The 16,555-nt window shown below is 66.7% G+C and carries 17 protein-coding genes and 1 pseudogene; 8 read left to right on the plus strand and 10 right to left on the minus strand.

Features of this window, described 5'->3' with window-relative positions:
* Nucleotides 1-81: 81 nt before the first annotated feature.
* Both LWC34_RS37380 and LWC34_RS37385 read left to right on the plus strand, forming a co-directional pair.
* Nucleotides 82-1,350 (plus strand): magnesium transporter MgtE N-terminal domain-containing protein, encoded by a 1,269-nt coding sequence (locus LWC34_RS37380; RefSeq protein ID WP_233729949.1) that lies wholly within the window; start codon nt 82-84, stop codon nt 1,348-1,350.
* Nucleotides 1,343-1,876 (plus strand): DUF1003 domain-containing protein, encoded by a 534-nt coding sequence (locus tag LWC34_RS37385; RefSeq protein WP_233729950.1) that lies wholly within the window; start codon nt 1,343-1,345, stop codon nt 1,874-1,876. Before LWC34_RS37380 ends, LWC34_RS37385 begins: the two co-directional genes overlap by 8 nt.
* On the opposite strand, the gene LWC34_RS37390 is transcribed toward LWC34_RS37385, so the two are convergent.
* Nucleotides 1,867-2,286, minus strand: coding sequence for a MarR family winged helix-turn-helix transcriptional regulator (locus LWC34_RS37390; RefSeq protein ID WP_233730966.1), 420 nt, complete (start codon nt 2,284-2,286; stop codon nt 1,867-1,869). The two genes, LWC34_RS37385 and LWC34_RS37390, sit on opposite strands and share 10 nt — an antisense overlap.
* Before the next feature lie 152 nt (nt 2,287-2,438).
* Here LWC34_RS37390 and LWC34_RS37395 point away from each other — a divergent pair, with 152 nt between their 5' ends.
* Nucleotides 2,439-3,563 (plus strand): Mrp/NBP35 family ATP-binding protein, encoded by a 1,125-nt coding sequence (locus LWC34_RS37395; protein WP_372496703.1) that lies wholly within the window; start codon nt 2,439-2,441, stop codon nt 3,561-3,563.
* Nucleotides 3,564-4,031: 468 nt separating this feature from the next.
* Here the strand turns inward: LWC34_RS37395 and tatB are convergent, their stop codons facing one another.
* The 4 genes from tatB to sigE form a co-directional block, all read right to left on the minus strand.
* Complete coding sequence (gene tatB / locus LWC34_RS37400) at nt 4,032-4,424, minus strand: Sec-independent protein translocase protein TatB (RefSeq protein ID WP_233729952.1); 393 nt, start codon at nt 4,422-4,424, stop codon at nt 4,032-4,034.
* 38 nt (nt 4,425-4,462) lie between these two features.
* Nucleotides 4,463-5,968, minus strand: a complete 1,506-nt coding sequence (locus LWC34_RS37405; protein ID WP_233729953.1) for a S1C family serine protease — start codon at nt 5,966-5,968, stop codon at nt 4,463-4,465.
* A gap of 121 nt (nt 5,969-6,089) precedes the next feature.
* Nucleotides 6,090-6,686 (minus strand): hypothetical protein, encoded by a 597-nt coding sequence (locus LWC34_RS37410; protein ID WP_233729954.1) that lies wholly within the window; start codon nt 6,684-6,686, stop codon nt 6,090-6,092.
* On the minus strand, nt 6,683-7,264 hold the full coding sequence (gene sigE, locus LWC34_RS37415; RefSeq protein ID WP_284051846.1) for an RNA polymerase sigma factor SigE: 582 nt from the start codon (nt 7,262-7,264) through the stop codon (nt 6,683-6,685). Before sigE ends, LWC34_RS37410 begins: the two co-directional genes overlap by 4 nt.
* A 217-nt stretch (nt 7,265-7,481) precedes the next feature.
* Between sigE and LWC34_RS37420 the strand changes: the two genes are divergently transcribed.
* Nucleotides 7,482-8,135 carry an O-methyltransferase gene (locus LWC34_RS37420; protein WP_233729956.1) on the plus strand — a complete coding sequence of 218 codons (654 nt, stop codon included), beginning with the start codon at nt 7,482-7,484 and terminating at the stop codon, nt 8,133-8,135.
* Nucleotides 8,136-8,179: 44 nt separating this feature from the next.
* A protein-coding gene (locus LWC34_RS37425; RefSeq protein ID WP_233723324.1) for an IS5 family transposase occupies nt 8,180-9,057 on the plus strand; the annotation gives its coding sequence in 2 pieces (ribosomal slippage) (nt 8,180-8,518 and nt 8,521-9,057; 876 coding nt in all).
* Between the two features lie 15 nt (nt 9,058-9,072).
* Here LWC34_RS37425 and LWC34_RS37430 read toward each other — a convergent pair.
* Nucleotides 9,073-9,471: a hypothetical protein gene (locus LWC34_RS37430; protein WP_233729957.1), complete on the minus strand. Its 399-nt coding sequence runs from the start codon at nt 9,469-9,471 to the stop codon at nt 9,073-9,075.
* Between the two features lie 63 nt (nt 9,472-9,534).
* The gene (gene glgC, locus LWC34_RS37435) at nt 9,535-10,752 is read right to left on the minus strand and encodes a glucose-1-phosphate adenylyltransferase (protein WP_233729958.1); all 1,218 of its coding nucleotides are present in this window, start codon (nt 10,750-10,752) and stop codon (nt 9,535-9,537) included.
* A 103-nt stretch (nt 10,753-10,855) separates the two neighbouring features.
* Between glgC and glgA the strand changes: the two genes are divergently transcribed.
* Together glgA and LWC34_RS37445 are read left to right on the plus strand one after the other, a co-directional pair.
* On the plus strand, nt 10,856-12,034 hold the full coding sequence (gene glgA, locus LWC34_RS37440) for a glycogen synthase (RefSeq protein ID WP_233729959.1): 1,179 nt from the start codon (nt 10,856-10,858) through the stop codon (nt 12,032-12,034).
* Nucleotides 11,985-12,368 (plus strand): annotated as a pseudogene (locus LWC34_RS37445) (GtrA family protein); the annotation flags it as partial. The gene glgA and the pseudogene LWC34_RS37445, both read left to right, overlap by 50 nt.
* A gap of 11 nt (nt 12,369-12,379) precedes the next feature.
* Here LWC34_RS37445 and LWC34_RS37450 read toward each other — a convergent pair.
* Nucleotides 12,380-13,531, minus strand: coding sequence for an MFS transporter (locus LWC34_RS37450; RefSeq protein ID WP_233729960.1), 1,152 nt, complete (start codon nt 13,529-13,531; stop codon nt 12,380-12,382).
* Nucleotides 13,532-13,610: 79 nt separating this feature from the next.
* On the opposite strand from LWC34_RS37450, the gene LWC34_RS37455 reads away from it, so the two are divergent.
* Complete coding sequence (locus LWC34_RS37455; RefSeq protein WP_308200191.1) at nt 13,611-14,489, plus strand: LysR family transcriptional regulator; 879 nt, start codon at nt 13,611-13,613, stop codon at nt 14,487-14,489.
* 32 nt (nt 14,490-14,521) lie between these two features.
* On the opposite strand, the gene LWC34_RS37460 is transcribed toward LWC34_RS37455, so the two are convergent.
* Complete coding sequence (locus tag LWC34_RS37460) at nt 14,522-15,994, minus strand: leucyl aminopeptidase family protein (RefSeq protein WP_233729961.1); 1,473 nt, start codon at nt 15,992-15,994, stop codon at nt 14,522-14,524.
* 99 nt (nt 15,995-16,093) lie between these two features.
* Complete coding sequence (locus LWC34_RS37465) at nt 16,094-16,261, minus strand: DUF3117 domain-containing protein (RefSeq protein ID WP_084429709.1); 168 nt, start codon at nt 16,259-16,261, stop codon at nt 16,094-16,096.
* Between the last annotated feature and the right edge of the window lie 294 nt (nt 16,262-16,555).

Below are 16,555 nucleotides of genomic sequence, written 5' to 3' on the forward strand. Positions count from 1 at the left end.
AGCAACCAACTCAAGATCAACATCCGAACCGGCACAGGCGGACACGTCACCCACGTGAATGATCAAGGTTAGCCTGATCACGTGGCCGCCACAAACCGGGTTTTCGCGGGTCAGCTCGCCGGTCTCGCGGTGTTCGGGCCGGATGGCGAACGGATCGGCCGAGTCCGTGACATCGTCGCCGGGCTACGAGCCGACCGCCAGCCGCCGAGGGTGCTCGGCGTCGTCGTCGAACTGGCGACAAGACGGCGCATCTTCGTCCCCATCCTGCGGGTGACGTCGATCGAGGCCAACGCCGTGACGCTGTCGACCGGATCGGTCAACCTCCGGCACTTTCACCAGCGCCCCAACGAGGTCCTGGTCGTCGGGCAACTGCTGGACGCGCACGTCACGGTCGAAGCGACGGAGGCAAGGGCCATCGTCGAGGACATCGGGATGGAACCCACGCGTACCCGCGACTGGGTGCTCGGGCGCGTCGCGATCCGCCAGCGGATCGGCCGGTTCGGCAGGCGCGGCCCCGTCCGGATCGTGCGGTGGGAAGACGTGCGCGGCCCGGGAGTTCTCGAGCTGGCCGCGCAACCCCAAGGCGCGCAACAACTGCTGACCATTTTCGAGGGTATGCGCGCGGCTGACGTCGCCGTCGCGCTGCGGGACCTGCCACCCAAGCGGCGCTACGAGATCGCGGACGCGCTGGACGATGAACGCCTCGCGGACGTGATCGAGGAGTTGCCCGAGGAGGACCAGAAGGACGTGCTCGCGCACCTTGATGAGGAGCGTGCGGCCGACATCCTTGAAGCGATGGATCCCGACGACGCCGCCGACCTGCTCGCCGAGCTGTCCGAACTGGACAAGAACCGGCTGCTCGAGCTGATGGAACCGGAGGAATCCGCGCCGGTCAAGCGTTTGCTCGAATACTCGTCGAACACCGCCGGTGGTCTGATGACGCCGGAGCCGATCGTGCTGACGCCGGACGCGACCATCGCCGAAGCACTGGCACGGGTGCGCAATCCCGATCTGACGCCCGCCTTGGCCAGCATGGTCTTCGTGACCCGGCCACCCTCCGCGACCCCGACCGGGCGATACCTCGGCTGCGTGCACATGCAGCGCTTGTTGCGCGAGCCGCCGTCCGACCTGGTCGCGGGCGTGCTCGACACCGAGCTGGCCAAACTGCCGCCAACCGCGTCCCTCGGCGAGGTGACCAGGTATTTCGCCGCGTACAACCTGGTCTGCGCGCCGGTTGTGGACGAGACCGAGCACCTGCTTGGCGCGGTGACCGTTGACGACGTGCTTGACCACCTGCTGCCGGAAGGCTGGCGGGAGAACGGGTTGTGGGAGGCCACCACCGATGCCTGAGCTGCTGCCCCGCCGCAGGCTCGACCAGCCCGGCAGGCCGCGCCGGTTCCTGCGGTTCGAGATCGACCCCGAGGCGTTCGGCCGGTTCTCCGAACGGCTGGCCCGGTTCCTCGGCACCGGGAAGTTCCTGTTCTGGCAGACGCTCCTGGTGATCGCGTGGATCACGCTGAACCTGACGGCCGCGTCACTGGAATGGGACCCGTACCCGTTCATCCTGCTCAACTTGGCGTTCTCCACGCAGGCCGCCTACGCGGCGCCGTTGATCCTGCTCGCGCAGAACCGCCAAGACGACCGTGACCGCATCTCGCTTGAGGAAGACCGCAAACGCGCGGCACAAACCAAGGCGGACACCGAGTACCTGGCACGCGAGCTCGCCGCGTTGCGAATCGCCGTTGGCGAAGTCGCGACGCGCGACTACATACGCAGCGAACTGGACCGTCTACGCCAGGACCTCAACGCCAAACCGCGCCGCCGTGCGTCCGCGGACAGCATCAAGGACAACCCGTCTTGGCGGGATCAGGGCTGAGCGTCGGCCACGCGCTGCGACAAGTCGCCTATGGTGTGCAGCTCTTGCTCGTCGAGGAGCTCCACGAAGTGCCGTAGGACACCTGCCAGATGCGTCCGCGACGCGACTCCTAACCTCGACGCGCCCGCGGACGTCAACCGCGCGACCACGCCACGGCCATCACCGTCGACACGCTCCCGTACGACAAGACCGGCGCGTTCCAACCGGTCCACCAGACGGGTCACGCCAGAGCGTGACAGCAAAACGGCCTCAGCCAGCTCCGCCATCCGCAGGCAGTGGTCCGGCGCTTCGGCAAGTTCGGCGAGCACGTCGTAGGCACCGAGGGAAAGGCGTTGCTCAGCGAGCAATTCCGCCTCAAGACATCGCGTGACCTTGGCGTGCGCACGCAGGAATGCACGCCACGCGTCCATTTCGCTTCGGGTGGGCAACCGGGTTGCACCTAACTCCGGCACAACCCGATGTTACGGAACGCGCGCAACCAGATGCCCAGTGCCCTGTGACACTGCTCTGCGAGATAAGGGCGACCACGGCGTTTCGTCGTATGCGACGTAGCATCAGAAAGGTGATACCCACTGTCGAAGCGGTCCGTAAGGCCCTCGCGGGCGTGCAGGACCCTGAGATCCACCGCCCGATCACGGACCTCGGCATGGTCAAGGACGTCACCGTGCATCCGGACGGCCTTGTCGACGTCGGCGTGTACCTGACCGTGGCGGGTTGTCCCATGCGCGACAGGATCACCCGCGACGTGACCGCCGCGGTGTCCGTGATCGAGGGCGTACGCGAAGTACGAGTCGAGCTGGACGTCATGAACGACGAACAGCGCACCGCGATGCGCAAGTCGCTGCGCGGCGACGAACCGAAAATCCCCTTCGCCGAACCAGGCTCGTTGACGCGCGTGTACTGCGTGGCCTCCGGCAAGGGCGGCGTGGGAAAGTCGAGCGTGACGGTGAACCTCGCCGTCGCGATGGCCGAACGCGGCCTGTCCGTCGGCGTGGTCGACGCGGACATCTACGGCCACTCGGTGCCCCGGATGCTCGGCGCCGAAGGTAAGCCGACCAAGGTCGAGCAGATGATCATGCCGCCGCAGGCGAACGGCGTGAAAGTGATCTCGATCGGCATGTTCACCCCCGGCAACACCCCAGTGGTGTGGCGCGGCCCGATGCTGCACCGAGCGCTGCAGCAGTTCCTGGCCGACGTGTTCTGGGGCGATCTGGACATCCTGCTGCTCGACCTGCCGCCCGGTACGGGTGACATCGCGATCTCGGTGGCCCAGCTGATCCCGAACGCGGAGATCCTGGTGGTCACCACGCCACAGCAGGCGGCCGCTGAGGTGGCTGAGCGGGCGGGCGCGATCGCGCTGCAGACCCGTCAGCGGATCGCAGGCGTGATCGAGAACATGTCCTGGCTGCAGATGCCCGACGGTTCCAGGATGGACATCTTCGGCGAAGGCGGCGGGCAGACCGTGTCTGATTCGCTGTCACGGGCCGTTGGGTCCGAGGTGCCGCTGCTCGGGCAGGTGCCGCTTGATCCTCGGCTGCGTGAGGGCGGGGACGCGGGGACGCCTTTGGTCAAGCTGGAGCCCGAGGCCCCGGCTTCCGTCGTACTGAAGGACATCGCGAAGAGGCTGACCGTGCGGGCCCGTGGCTTGGCAGGTCGCATGCTTTCCGTCACCCCCGCAGGCCGCTGACGCCACACCCCACCACGAACCGCTGTGGCCCGTGCGGCTGCAGCGGTTTTTCGTTTCGGTCATCTCAGGTCGCCGTGTCCACCGTTCCGGAAGGGTGTGTCCACCGTTCCGGCACACCGTGTCCACCGTTCCGGCACAGTGAAATCCACGTTGCTGCATCGTGTGTCCACCATTGCCGCAGCGTGAGAGGCACTTTGCGGCACCCGAGGCACCTTGAGGTGGCGGCTGCGACGCCCGAAACTGTCAGACCCCACGGGTAACGTTGAAATCGGGGGTCCCCCGTGAGAATTGCTGTTGCGATGCGGCATGCCCACGGGACCGCTGGCCCAAAATTGTCGCACCCCTGCGCTACCGTAAAAACAAGGGATCCCCTGATGGCGGGCTTTGTCGGGTAGGGGCCATGACGAGCGGGTGGCCACGCGGCTTGGCGCTGCGAGCCCTGGCGCCGCGGTCAAACCCGCATCCGATTCAGGTGGCGTCGGGGTCGAACGGGGGCTTCTCGCCGGGGTTGAGCGGCGGAGGCGTTGAGCTGGCCGGAGGTGTGGCAGCTGGGGGTGGCGGCGTGTAGCCGTTTGGCTTCGTGCCGTTGGCTGGTTCGTCGTTGAACAGGTGCTGGCTGACCATTCGTTTCGGGTCGAAGCTGCGCAGCTCACGGAGGTTTTCCAGTGGTTTGCGCAGTTCGTCGAACTCTGGGCCCATCTCGTTGCGCAGTTGGTCGCGTGCGCCAGTGGCGAACTCGCGCACCTTGCGAATGCTCTTCCCGATCCACGCGGCCGCTGACGGCAGCCGTTCAGGTCCGAGAATGAACAGCGCAGCCAACAACAGGACGAGAAGCTCCGGCCACCCGATGCTGTCCAACATGCCGCACCCTCCACCAAGTCGAGTTTCAGCTTACCGACTCAGTCGGACTGCAGTACGACCTCGATTGTCAGCTCTCTGCCGTCACGCACGAGAGTGACCGGAACCTTCGCTCCGATGTCATACGTTCGTACGGCCACGGTCAACTCTGGTGAGTTGCGGACGATGCGGTCGCCGATCTTGGTGATGATGTCGCCTTCGCGGATGCCCGCTTTCTGGGCGGCGCCGTTCTCGGCCACGTTCGCGACACGGGCACCCTGCGAGCTGCCCGCGCTGACGTCGGTCACCGCGTTGATGCCGATTTCCGCGTGTTTGACCTGGCCATCCCTGATCAGGGCTTGGGCGATCTTTCGTGCGGAGTTGGCTGGGATGGCGAAGCCGAGACCGATCGAGCCTTTGTCCTCGCCTGCCAGGATCGAGGAGTTGATGCCGACGACCGCGCCGGTCACGTCGACAAGCGGGCCGCCGGAGTTGCCTGGGTTGATGGACGCGTCGGTCTGGATCGCGTCGTACGCGATGGGCGGATCGCCGCCGTCGCCAGGCAGCAGGCGGGGGCGGTGGACGGCGCTGACGATTCCCTCGGTGAACGTGTGGGACAGGCCGAGCGGCGAACCGACGGCGATCACGGTGTCGCCGACCGCGACCGCGTCGGAGTTGCCGAACTGCAGCACGGTCGGGTTGTTGACCTGCACTTTGATCACCGCGAGGTCTGTCTTCGCGTCACGGCCGACCAGCTTGGCGTCGACGCGGCTGCCGTCGGGGAACACCGCGGTCATCTTCACCGTCGGGTCGTTTGCCGCGTTCTCGATCACGTGGTTGTTGGTCACGATGTAGCCCTGGCCGTCGATCACGGCACCGGAGCCGGTCTCTCCACCGTTCGTGCCGATGACCTCGATGGTCACGACAGCGGGCGCGACGCGCTTGGCGATGTCGGCGACTGAGCCTGGCGGACGCTCCACGCCTGGCTGCACCTCGGCCAACGTCACATCGCTTGTCAACGAGTCACCGGCGCGCGCGATGACCCAGCCGACCACGCCGCCCGCGCCGCCGATCACCAGCACGACGACGGCGAGGATGATCAGCGCGCTGGTCTTCACGCGTCGCCCGAACAACAGCTCGGGCACGCTGAGCAGCTGCCCGCTGTCCTTGACCGCGTTGGCCTTCGCCTCTGGCTCGGGTTTGTCGAGCGCGGGCGGGCCGATCATGGCGCCGGCACCCGGGTCACGCCACGGGTCCGCTTCCTTCGACGACCACAGCGGCGAGTCGCCCTGTGCGTCGCCGGTCTGCTCGCCGGGCGGACGTTGCAGCACCACATCGGGGTTTTCCGGCGGACGGCTGAACGCCTCGGTCAACGCGGCCGCTGGCGGCGGCGTCGCGCGTAGCGCCGGGTCCGGGTGGCTGCCGTTGCGGCCGGCGAAAGCGCTGTCCACGCCCGCGGGCCTGCCGAACACAGCCGCCTGAGCGGGGTCGACCGCCGGCCTGCGCAGCGGGCGCGGACCGAGCCGGTCCGGCTCAGGGGTCGGGTCTTGCTCAGGGTGCTGGCTCATCGGTGATCAGAGTGCCTGTCAGGTGGTGAAAGCGCAGTAAGGACCTAGTCATGCCGCGAAGCCCCCGTTGTCGCAACGAGGGCTTCGTGTCCGTAGAGAAGAAAAGTCTATCTATGAAACGTCAGCGCAGAACAGGGCCGCCTGGCGCCACGAGGACCGGGGCGACATAGACGGGGGCCTTGGGCGCCCGTGCGACGGGAGCAGCGGCGTCACCACTGCTGCCGGGCGCACCGCCAGCCGGAGCAACGAGCGCGAGGGCGCCAAGGACCAGACCGGATACGACCACACCGGCGCCTTGCGCCGTGCGACGACCGCGGCCGATCACGTTCGGGCCTTGGCCGAGGCGAGGCTGGGAACCCAACGCGGCGTTGGTGCCGAGCGGTCTGCTCGTGCCGACGCGATCCGGCCGTTGGATGGCCACAAGCTGGCCGTCGTTGGTCATCGCGAGGTTGTCGGGTATGCCGGGCAGATCGGTGTTCTGAGGGATCGCCCGCAGATTGGCCAGCAGTGACGCCGGCATCGACGGGGAATCCGCAGCACGAACGGCTGCGCGCGCCTGCCGCTGAGCCGCGACCTCCGCGGCACAGCATGAGCAGTTCACCATGTGCGCGGTCGCGCGGTCACGCGCGCCCGGGGACAGCTCGCCGTCCACGAACGCCACGACTGCGTCCGGCATCAGGTGCTGCTCGGGCAGATTCCACCCGCGCAGATCGGTCATGCGGAAGCCTCCCCTGCCAATTCCCGGCGGCGCTCGAGCGCGACGCGCAGGGCCTGACGGCCACGGTGAATCCTGCTGCGAACAGTACCCAACTTGACGCCCAATGTAGCGCCGATCTCCTCGTACGACAGGCCTTCCACGTCGCAGAGGACAACGGCGGCACGGAACTCCGGCGGCAGCTCGTCGAGCGAGGCCTGCAGGTCCGGGTCCAGGTGGGCGTCCGTCCACACCTGCTCAGGCGACGGGTCGTCGCCCGCGAGCCGGTCGGTGTCGTCGGGCAGTCCCTCCATGCGCAGCCGCGAACGGCGGCGCGCCATGTCGAGGAACAGGTTCGTGGTGATTCGGTGCAGCCAGCCCTCGAAGGTCCCCGGCTTGTACGACGCCAGCGAACGGAACACCCGGATGAACGTTTCCTGAGTGAGGTCCTCGGCGTCGTGCGAGTTACCGGTGAGGCGGTATGCGAGCCGGTAGACGCGGTCAGCGTGTTCCCGCACGATCTGGTCCCAGGTCGGCGGCGTCCACGGCTGGTCGTCAAGCTCGACTGGCGTCGCCAGCGCGACGTCGGAATCGCTCATCAGGTGGGTATCCTCCCGCGGACTCAACTGCCCACTACGTTGCTCAACGACGGACTCGTTCACGGTGTTCCCCACTTCGGCTGTGCGACTCCCCTTGTTGTCGATAGCTTCGTGTACGGCGTTATGGGGTGGGTGAGAGTGAGCTAAGACGAACCTGAGAATCCGTCCTTCGGCGCGTTTACTGAGGGTTGTCTCAGAATCGGCGCTAATCTCGCGAGGTGTGACCCCCGAATGGCCGGCCGGGCTGCGTGACTACGTCGAGGACTACCTGGCCGAGGACGAGACAGTGGAGGACGCGACAGTGAGCGCCGCACGCGCCCGTGGGCGGGCGCTCGGCTGTGTGCCGATCGGTGCCGCCGGTGGCGCGGCGCTGCGGTTCCTTGCCACAGCGCTACGAGCGAAAGCCGTGGTCGAGGTGGGTACAGGGGCTGGCGTGAGTGGCCTTTACCTGCTGCGTGGGATGGCCGCGGACGGCGTGCTGACGTCGATCGACGTTGAGCCGGAGAACCAGGCGGCTGCCCGCAACGCGTTCGCGGCCGAGGGCGTCGCGCCCGGCCGGACCAGGCTGATCATGGGCCGGGCGCTGGACGTGCTTCCTCGGCTGACCGACTCGGGCTACGACCTGATTTTCGTGGACGCGGCCAAGACTGAGTATCCGAGCTATTACGAGCAGGGTGTGCGGTTGCTGAGGCCCGGCGGCGTGATCGCCTTCGACAATGTGTTGTGGAAGGGCCGCGTGGCCAATCCTGAGGACCGCGAACCGGACACGAACGCTATGCGGGAGGTCGCCCGCCTGGTCAAGGAGGACGAGCGACTGGTGCCGGTGTTGCTGCCCATTGGGGACGGCCTGCTGGTGGCTGCGAAGACGGCCTAGGGCCTGTTTCACAAGTTGATCAAGGTTTGAGATGATCTTGATTCGTGGGGCGTGGTGATCTGACCAACGAGCAGTGGGCGAAGCTGGAACCCTTGCTGCCCAGGGGCAAGAAGCCTGGCAGGCCGCCGAAGCATGCGAAGCGGAAGCTTATTGACGGGATCCGGTTTCGGGTTCGAACCGGTGTGCCGTGGCGGGATCTGCCGGAGCGTTACGGCCCGTGGGAGACGGTGTATGGCTTGTTCCGGCGGTGGCAACGGGATGGCACGTGGAAGAGGATTCTGGTCGCGTTGCAGGCGGACGCGGACGCTGCGGGCCTGATCACCTGGGATGTCAGCGTGGACTCCACGGTGGCTCGTGCGCACCAGCACGCGGCTGGTGCGCGTCAAAAGGGGATCTCCAGAAGGAGTCTCCGGGCGGGGTCGAGGTCGAACCGGCCGATCACGGGCTGGGGCGCTCCCGAGGCGGGTTGACGACCAAGACTCACCTGGCGGTCGAGCAGGGACAAAAGCCCTTATCAATCGTGATCACCGCTGGCCAGCGAGGTGACTCGCCCCAGTTTCAGGTGGTGCTCGACCGTATCCGGGTACCCCGGCGGGATCGCGGTCGGCCGCGCTGCCGCCCGAATCGGGTGCTCGGCGACAAAGCCTACGGGTCCCGCGCCAACCGCGCCTACCTGCGCAGGCGCGGTATCCGCTGCACCATCCCGGACAAGGCCGACCAGGTCCGCAACCGCAAGAACAAGGGCTCACACGGAGGACGACCACCCGCATTCGACAAGGAGATCTACAAGCAACGGCACGCTGTCGAGTGCGGGATCAACCGTCTCAAACGAAACCGAGCCGTCGCCACCAGATACGACAAGCTCGCCGTTCGCTACGAAACCACGGTCACCATCGCAGCGATCAACGAGTGGCTCCCATGACTTTCGAAACAGACCCTAGTAGTGGAGGCTTCCCTTGCTCGGCGTCTCCAGGTGGTCGAACACGGTGGCGCGCCGGATCCGCTCGATCCGGGCCTGCTCGGTGGACGCCTCGGAGATGCCCCTGCGCGCCCGCACCGCCAGCCGGGCCATCACGTACGCACCGAGTTGCGCGTCCGGCCACTTGCGCCAGTAGTCGGGTTTGCGCCGGGTCACGAATAGCTCGTCGGCCTTGCCGAGTTGGCCAATGACCGAGGCCAGCTCCTGGTGGACCTCGTGACGGGCGGCGCGGTGCCGGAGGCGCTTGCGCAGCGCGATGGCCTTCCGCGAGCTCTTGTCGTTTTCGCCGTACCAGTTGCGGCGGTCCTTCGAGTACGACAGCCGCTTCTTCTCCTGCGGTGACCTGCGCCTGCCCATGGTTTTTCCTCCCCACCTGTGACCTTTATGGAAACAGGTGGGGCAACGGGATTTCGCGCCTGCTCAGCTGACCTGGGCGCCCTTGCCGAGGACGATCACGCCGCCCGCGCTGACCGTGTACTTCTCGCGGTCGGCGTCGATGTCCACGCCGATCTGGGCGCCTTCGGCCACGACCACGTTCTTGTCCAGGATCGCCCGGCGCACGATCGCGCCCTTCCCAATGCGCACGCCTGGCAGCAGCACGCTGCCTTCGACAACCGCGCCGTCGTCCACAACCACGTCCGCGCTCACGACGGACTCGCGTACCGAAGCGCCGGACACGATCGTGCCTGGGCCGACGATGGACTCCACGGCGGAACCCGAGTTGACGAACTTCGCGGGCGGTAGGGGCGGCGTGGCCGTACGGATGGGCCATGCCTGGTTGTAGAGGTTGAACACCGGGTGCACTGACACGAGGTCCATGTGCGCGTCGTAGTACGCGTCGAGCGTCCCGACGTCACGCCAGTAACCGCGGTCGCGTTCGGTCGCGCCGGGTACGACGTTGTTGTCGAAGTCGTAGACGGCCGCGTTGTTGTCGTCCACGAGCATGGGGATGATGTCGCCGCCCATGTCGTGGTCGGAGTCCGGGTTCGCCGCGTCCGCGCGGAGCGCTTCGAGGAGTACCTCTGTGCGGAACACGTAGTTGCCCATCGAGGCGAACGTGACGTCCAGGTCTCCCGGCACGTGCGGCGGATCGGCGGGCTTTTCCAAGAAGCGCGTGATCTTGCCGGATTCGTCCGAGTCGATGCAGCCGAACGCGCTCGCTTCCGCGCGCGGCACGCGGATGCCCGCGACGGTCACGCCCAGCCCGGAGTCGACGTGTTGAGCGACCATCTGGGACGGATCCATCCGGTACACGTGGTCCGCGCCGAAGACCGCGATGTGGTCGGGACGCTCGTCGTACACCAGGTTGAGGGACTGGAAAATCGCGTCCGCGCTGCCGGTGTACCACCTCGGGCCGAGGCGCTGCTGTGCGGGCACCGGGGTGACGTACTGCCCGAGGATATTCGACAACCGCCACGTCGTGGAGATGTGCCGGTCGAGCGAATGGGACTTGTACTGGGTAAGCACGCACAGCCGGTGGTAGCCCGCATTGACCAAGTTGGACAGTACGAAGTCGACTAACCGGTAGTTGCCTGCGAACGGTACGGCTGGTTTGGCACGGTCGGCGGTCAGGGGCCAGAGGCGTTTGCCCTCCCCGCCCGCCAGCACGATCCCGAGCACCTTCGGCTGGCCTGTCACGGTTGGGACCCTAGTGTCCTGACCACGATCACGGCCAGATCGAAACGCGACGTTTGGCGCCACGTTCACCGGAACGAACCATTGGCAACTACGGTTACCAAGTGTGCGAATCGGTCTGCTGACACGCGAATACCCGCCTGAGGTGTACGGCGGGGCAGGTGTTCATGTCGGTTTCCTCGTCCCCCGGCTGCGTGAGCTGATCGAGGTGGACGTGCATGCTTTCGGTGGCCCGAGGGCAGATGCGCACTCGCACGGGCCCGCGCCTGGCCTTGAACACGCCAACGCGGCGCTGCAGACCCTGTCGGTCGATCTGGCGATGACGGCGGCGACCGAAGGCGTGGATCTGCTGCACTCGCATACGTGGTACGCCAACATGGCCGGGCATCTTGGCAAGATCTTGCACGGTGTGCCGCATGTCGTGACTGCCCATTCCTTGGAGCCCCGCAGGCCGTGGAAGGCCGAGCAGCTCAAGGGCGGATATCGGTTGTCCTCCTGGGTCGAGCGAACCGCGTATGAGGCCGCGGACGCGATCATCGCGGTCAGCGAAGGCATGCGCACGGACGTCCTTGACTGCTATCCAGCCTTGGATCCGGCGCGCGTGCACGTGGTGCGCAACGGGATCGACACGAGTGCCTATCACCCGGTCACCGAGACAGATGCCCTTGAGCACTACGGGATCGACCCGACGCGGCCGATCGTGGCGTTCGTCGGGCGGATCACTCGGCAGAAGGGCGTCGGGCATCTGATCGCGGCCGGGCATCAGATCGACCCGGACGCTCAGCTCGTGCTGTGCGCGGGCGCGCCGGACACGCCGGAGATCGCTGAGGAGACCAAGCTCGCGGTGTCCGAGCTGGCGGAGAAGCGGCCGGGCGTGTTCTGGATCCAGCAGATGCTGCAGCCCGCCGAGGTTCGGCAGATCCTGAGCCACGCGACGACGTTCGTGTGCCCATCGGTCTACGAACCACTGGGCATCGTGAACCTCGAAGCTATGGCGTGCGGCACAGCTGTGGTCGCCTCCGACGTTGGCGGGATCCCCGAAGTGGTCGCCGATGGCGAGACCGGGCTATTGGTCCACTACGACGAGCACGCCATCGAGGAATTCCGCTCTGGCCTGGCGGAAAAGGTCAACGAGCTGATCGGTGATCCCGCGAAAGCAGCCGCGATGGGCGCGGCCGGGCGGGCCAGGGCGGAGCGGGAATTCTCCTGGGCGACGGTCGCTCAGCAGACTGTCGATGTCTACAGGTTGGTCGTCCCTGAAGGCGATCTCAGTGAAAAGGGGTAATGCTTTAGAGGTGAAGCGGATTTTCACCCGGTACACGGTGGCGTCGCTGCTGGCGACGGCACTGAGTCAAGTGGTGCTGCTCGTGCTGTTCTGGGCGTGGGAAACCGACGCCATGACAGCCAGCACCATCGCGTTCCTGGCCGGGTCCGTGCCGCACTTCCTGCTGATCCGCCGATGGGCTTGGGGAAATGTCGGCAGTGCTGGCAGGCGGGCGGAAATCGTCGCCTACATCGTGGTCACGGCTGCCGGTGGTGCGTTGTCCATCGGCATCACCACGGTGATGGACTGGCTGCTCGCGCCCTTGATCGACGACCGCGGCTGGCGGTCGTTCGGCCTGGTCGTGACCTATCTGGCCAGCGGCGCGCCGGTGTTCCTGCTCAAGTTCTTCGCGCTGGACCGGGTGTTTCGCCGGAAGGCCAGCCACACGCACAAGGCAGCGAGCGACAGCCACAACACCGACACGGACACCAACAAGCTCCAGCCCCACGCCGCGTAGATGACGGTTCCGACCGTGCCGCCGATGCAGGCCCCGGCGTAGTACGCGGCCGAGTACAGCCCGGACGCTGGGCCTTTCATCGGAGCGGCCTCGTTCACCCACGAGCCCGCGGCGGCGTGCGCGGCGAAAAATCCCGCTGTGAACAGCACGAACCCGATGGCGATCGGCACGATTTGCGTCGGGATCGTGAGCAAGGCGCCCACAGCCGTCAGGCCGAGCATTCCAAAGAGGACTTTGTGCCGGTTCGACGCACGGCCGAGCGCGGCAGAGCTCACACCGCCGACCGCGTACGCGAGGAAGACCAGCGAGGCGATCTGTGGGCTGAGCGCGAGTGGCGGCGCGGCCAGGCGGAACCCGATCGCGTTGTACATCGCGACGAACGTGCCCATGCCGAGGAACGCGACGCCGTACAGCGCCCACAGGATCGGTTGGGCGACCGCTGATCTGAGGCCCCGCGTGGTCCGTTTCACAGGTTCGATTCGCTTCGGCAGCGCCCAGATCATGAACACGGTCACGACGCTGGCGAATATCGCGACTCCGGCGATGCCGCCGCGATACGTGCCGATCTGACCGGCGACCAACCGGCCGATCATTCCCCCGAAAGTATTGCCCGCGATGAGCATTCCGATTGCTTTCAGCCGACCTTGCTCGGCCAGATATGCCATGGCCACGGCCGGAAAACCGGCAAGTGCGAGACCTTGCACCGCACGCAAAAGGACCAAAAGCCGGAAATCGCCGACAAGCGGCAGACAAAGCCCGATCAGCGCGGCGATGACAACGGAACTGATAATCACCGGCCGCCTGCCGACGACCTCGGACAGCATCGACAGCGGAAGCACACCGACAGCGAGCGCGCCGGTGGCAACGCCGACCGTAAGTGCCGCGTGGCCAGGCGAGATGTTGAAGTCGTTGGCCAGTTGCGGCAGCACCGGCTGTGGGGCATAGAGCAGCGCGAAGCTAGCGAGCCCACCTGCTGCGATGCCGACGGTCAACCTGTCCACACCATTGGACGTTAAGCAGTGACAACTAATACGTCCAATACGGCATCATGGACCTATCAATACACACGCGCATGAATCATTGGCCGCGACGATCGCACCGCGGCTGGCCATGCTGCGCCTGCTCGCGCTCGACGGCAACGTGACCAGGGCCGCGGCGGTGTTGGGCGTGCCACAGCCAACCGTCAGCCGTTGGTTGGCCGCGCTGGCTGCGGAGGTCGGCGCCCCTGTCGTGGTGAAGGACGGTCGGGGCGTGCGGCTGACCAGAGTCGGTCAGTTGCTGGCCTCGGCGGCTTCAGCCGCGATGGGACCGCTGGAATCCGGCGCGCGGCAGGCGCTTGAGGAGATCGACCCGGAAAAGGGCCGTGTGGTGCTGGGGTTTCTACACATGCTCGGGCGGTCGCTGGTTCCGGAGTTGCTGCGGGCGTTCCGGTTCCGGCACCCGCGGGTGCGATTCGGGCTGATCCAGTCGTCGCGGGCGGAGATCATCGCCCGGATGCGGTCTGGCGAGGTGGACCTGGCGTTCTACAGCCCGCCGCCGGACGAGCCCGAGCTGGCGTGGGCACCCGTGCAGCGCCAGGAGATCAAGCTCGTGCTGCCCGACACGCACCGGTTGGCTCGGCGGTCCCGCGTTGAAGTGCGTGAGCTGGCTGACGAGGACTTCGTCGGCCTGGAACGCGGCTTCGGCATGCGTCAGATCACCGACGACATGTGCGCGGCCGCCGGATTCACGCCACGGCTGAGCTTCGAAGGCCAGGAGACCGACACGGTTCGCGGGCTGGTCTCGTCCGGCCTTGGCGTAGCGATCCTGCCGGAGGCCGAGCTGCCGACACCCGGCCTCGTCGAGATCTCGTTGACGCCACAGGCAAGCCGGGTGGTGGCATTGGTGTGGCCAGCCCACGACCAGCTAACCCCAGCGGTCCGGGCCTTCCGCGACTTTTCCGCAGCTCAGACCTCGTGAGTGGTTAGGCGTGTTCTAACTCAACTAACCACTCACGAGATGTACGAGCTCACTAGTTCCACCAAGGTCCTGGTGGAAAAGCCGGTCGCCCCTGGCACGACCTCGTCGTAGACCTTCTCGGCCCGTGCCGGTCCGGCGATGTCCATATGGGCCCACGGGATGCCGTCGGTGAACTTCTCCAGGAACAACGCGGCCGTGATGCCGCCTGGCCCCGGCGGGCACTGGCGCCAGTCGGCGATGTCGCTGACGACCTCGTCCTCAAGCTCGGCCAGCAAAGGCATCCGCCACCAGGATTCACCACTACGGGTTCCGGCATCGATGATCCGGGCCGCGAGGTCGTCGTCCGTGGCGAACAGGCCGCCGGTCCGCACGCCAAGTGCGACCTTCATCGCGCCGGTCAGCGTCGCCACGTCCACCATCAGGTCCGGCTTCACGCGGCGGATCGCGTAACCCATCGCGTCCGCGAGGACCATTCGGCCTTCGGCGTCGGTGTTGCTGACTTCGGTGGTCTGGCCGTCATAGTGCTTGACGATGTCGCCGGGCCGGTAGGACGAACCGGACACGTGGTTCTCCGCGATCGGCACCAGGCCGGTCACGCGCACCGGCAGGCCGAGCCGGGCGATGGTCACCAAGGCCGCGATCACCGACGCGCCGCCGCACATGTCGGTTCGCATCAGGTGCATGCCGTCGGCTGGCTTGATCGAGATGCCGCCGGTGTCGAAGGTGATGCCTTTGCCCACGTAGGCGATGTGCGGTCCAACTGGCTTAGCGGGACGCCAGGACAGTTCGACGAACCGGGGCGGGCTGGCCGAGCCGCCGCCGACCGCGAGCAATCCGCCGAACCCCTCGGCGGCGAGCCACTTCTCGTCACGCACGTCGACCGTGAGGCCGGGCAGCTGCGCGGCCAGTTTCACGGCCCTCGACGCCAGCCAAGCCGGGTCTTTCACGTTCGAAGGCGTGTTACCCATGTCACGTGTGGCTGTCGTGCCGAGCGCGATCGCCAGTGCACGATCCACCGCTGGCCGCAGCTCCTCCTCCGTCACCAGTCGCACAGTCTTCAGCCGCGGCTTCTGGGTCGAGGAAACCTTGTACCGATAGCCGCCAAGGGCCGCACCCAGTACGAACGCGGCGACGTGGTCGTCGGAGACCGAAGGCGGCAACGTGAGCTGCACGGCCTTCAGGACGCGGCGCCCCGCGTCGGCGTCGTCCGAAGCCCGCGCCTCAAGAGCACGAACCAGCGAGGCCCCGGCTTTACGCCACTCGGCCGCCGTCGCGCCGCCGATCCCCAGGACCCAGCGGCCATCGGCGACCGCGTGCACTTCACCGGCTTTGCCGGTCAGCCCCACGGTCGAGGCCCAGTCGGCACTCAGGTCCGCCCCACCCGGCCCCAGGGCCGGGGAGTCGCCGCTGTACGCGAGCACGGCGACGGGAATACCACGGCGAGGCGTGGCCGCCACCTCGAACTCGGGCATCGGACTGGGTAACGACGGCACGGGCGTGCGCAACGAAGACCTCCTGCGACTCGCTGTTAGACGTGACGCGGCCCCGGCTCCGCTCGATATCTAAATGCGCGCGGATACCGGGGCCCGCCTGAAGAGGAGTGGTCAGCCCGCGGCGGCCTTCAACGCGTCCCCCAGGGCGCTGGCCTCGTCCGGTGACATCTCCACCACCAGGCGTCCACCACCCTCCAGTGGGACGCGCATCACGATGCCCCGACCCTCCTTAGTCACCTCGAGGGGACCGTCTCCGGTCCGGGGCTTCATGGCCGCCATAGCGTGCTCCCTCCGTCATAGCCTGCCCACCGCAGGCCGGGTCCACCAGCCTCGGCTAACGCCATTCTCTCCTATCCGCTCACCGCGACGAAATCGAACCGATCTTTTGCGTGTCGTTTGGTGACCACTCGTCGACCTGGTGTGACAGATTCGAGGTAACGGGCCTGCCGCCGAGCACAACGACTTCCCCACGCGACACGCCGAGACGCGACACGCCGGGCTATTTTTCCCGTTTTTGGTAACGAGATGGTCACGCATCCAGAGACCATGCTCGGGTTCGATTTCTCGCGGCAT

Source organism: Kibdelosporangium philippinense, from assembly GCF_021390435.2.
GTDB classification, from domain to species: Bacteria; Actinomycetota; Actinomycetes; order Mycobacteriales; family Pseudonocardiaceae; genus Kibdelosporangium; species Kibdelosporangium philippinense.

What these genes read in the sequence shown, in the direction of transcription:
- LWC34_RS37385 (WP_233729950.1), top strand. Translation starts at nt 1,343, where the DNA reads ATGCCTGAGCTGCTGCCCCGCCGCAGGCTCGACCAGCCCGGCAGGCCG.
- LWC34_RS37410 (WP_233729954.1), bottom strand. Translation starts at nt 6,686, where the DNA reads ATGACCGATCTGCGCGGGTGGAATCTGCCCGAGCAGCACCTGATGCCG.
- LWC34_RS37430 (WP_233729957.1), bottom strand. Translation starts at nt 9,471, where the DNA reads ATGGGCAGGCGCAGGTCACCGCAGGAGAAGAAGCGGCTGTCGTACTCG.
- LWC34_RS37405 (WP_233729953.1), bottom strand. Translation starts at nt 5,968, where the DNA reads ATGAGCCAGCACCCTGAGCAAGACCCGACCCCTGAGCCGGACCGGCTC.
- LWC34_RS37465 (WP_084429709.1), bottom strand. Translation starts at nt 16,261, where the DNA reads ATGGCGGCCATGAAGCCCCGGACCGGAGACGGTCCCCTCGAGGTGACT.
- LWC34_RS37390 (WP_233730966.1), bottom strand. Translation starts at nt 2,286, where the DNA reads ATGGACGCGTGGCGTGCATTCCTGCGTGCGCACGCCAAGGTCACGCGA.
- tatB (WP_233729952.1), bottom strand. Translation starts at nt 4,424, where the DNA reads ATGTTGGACAGCATCGGGTGGCCGGAGCTTCTCGTCCTGTTGTTGGCT.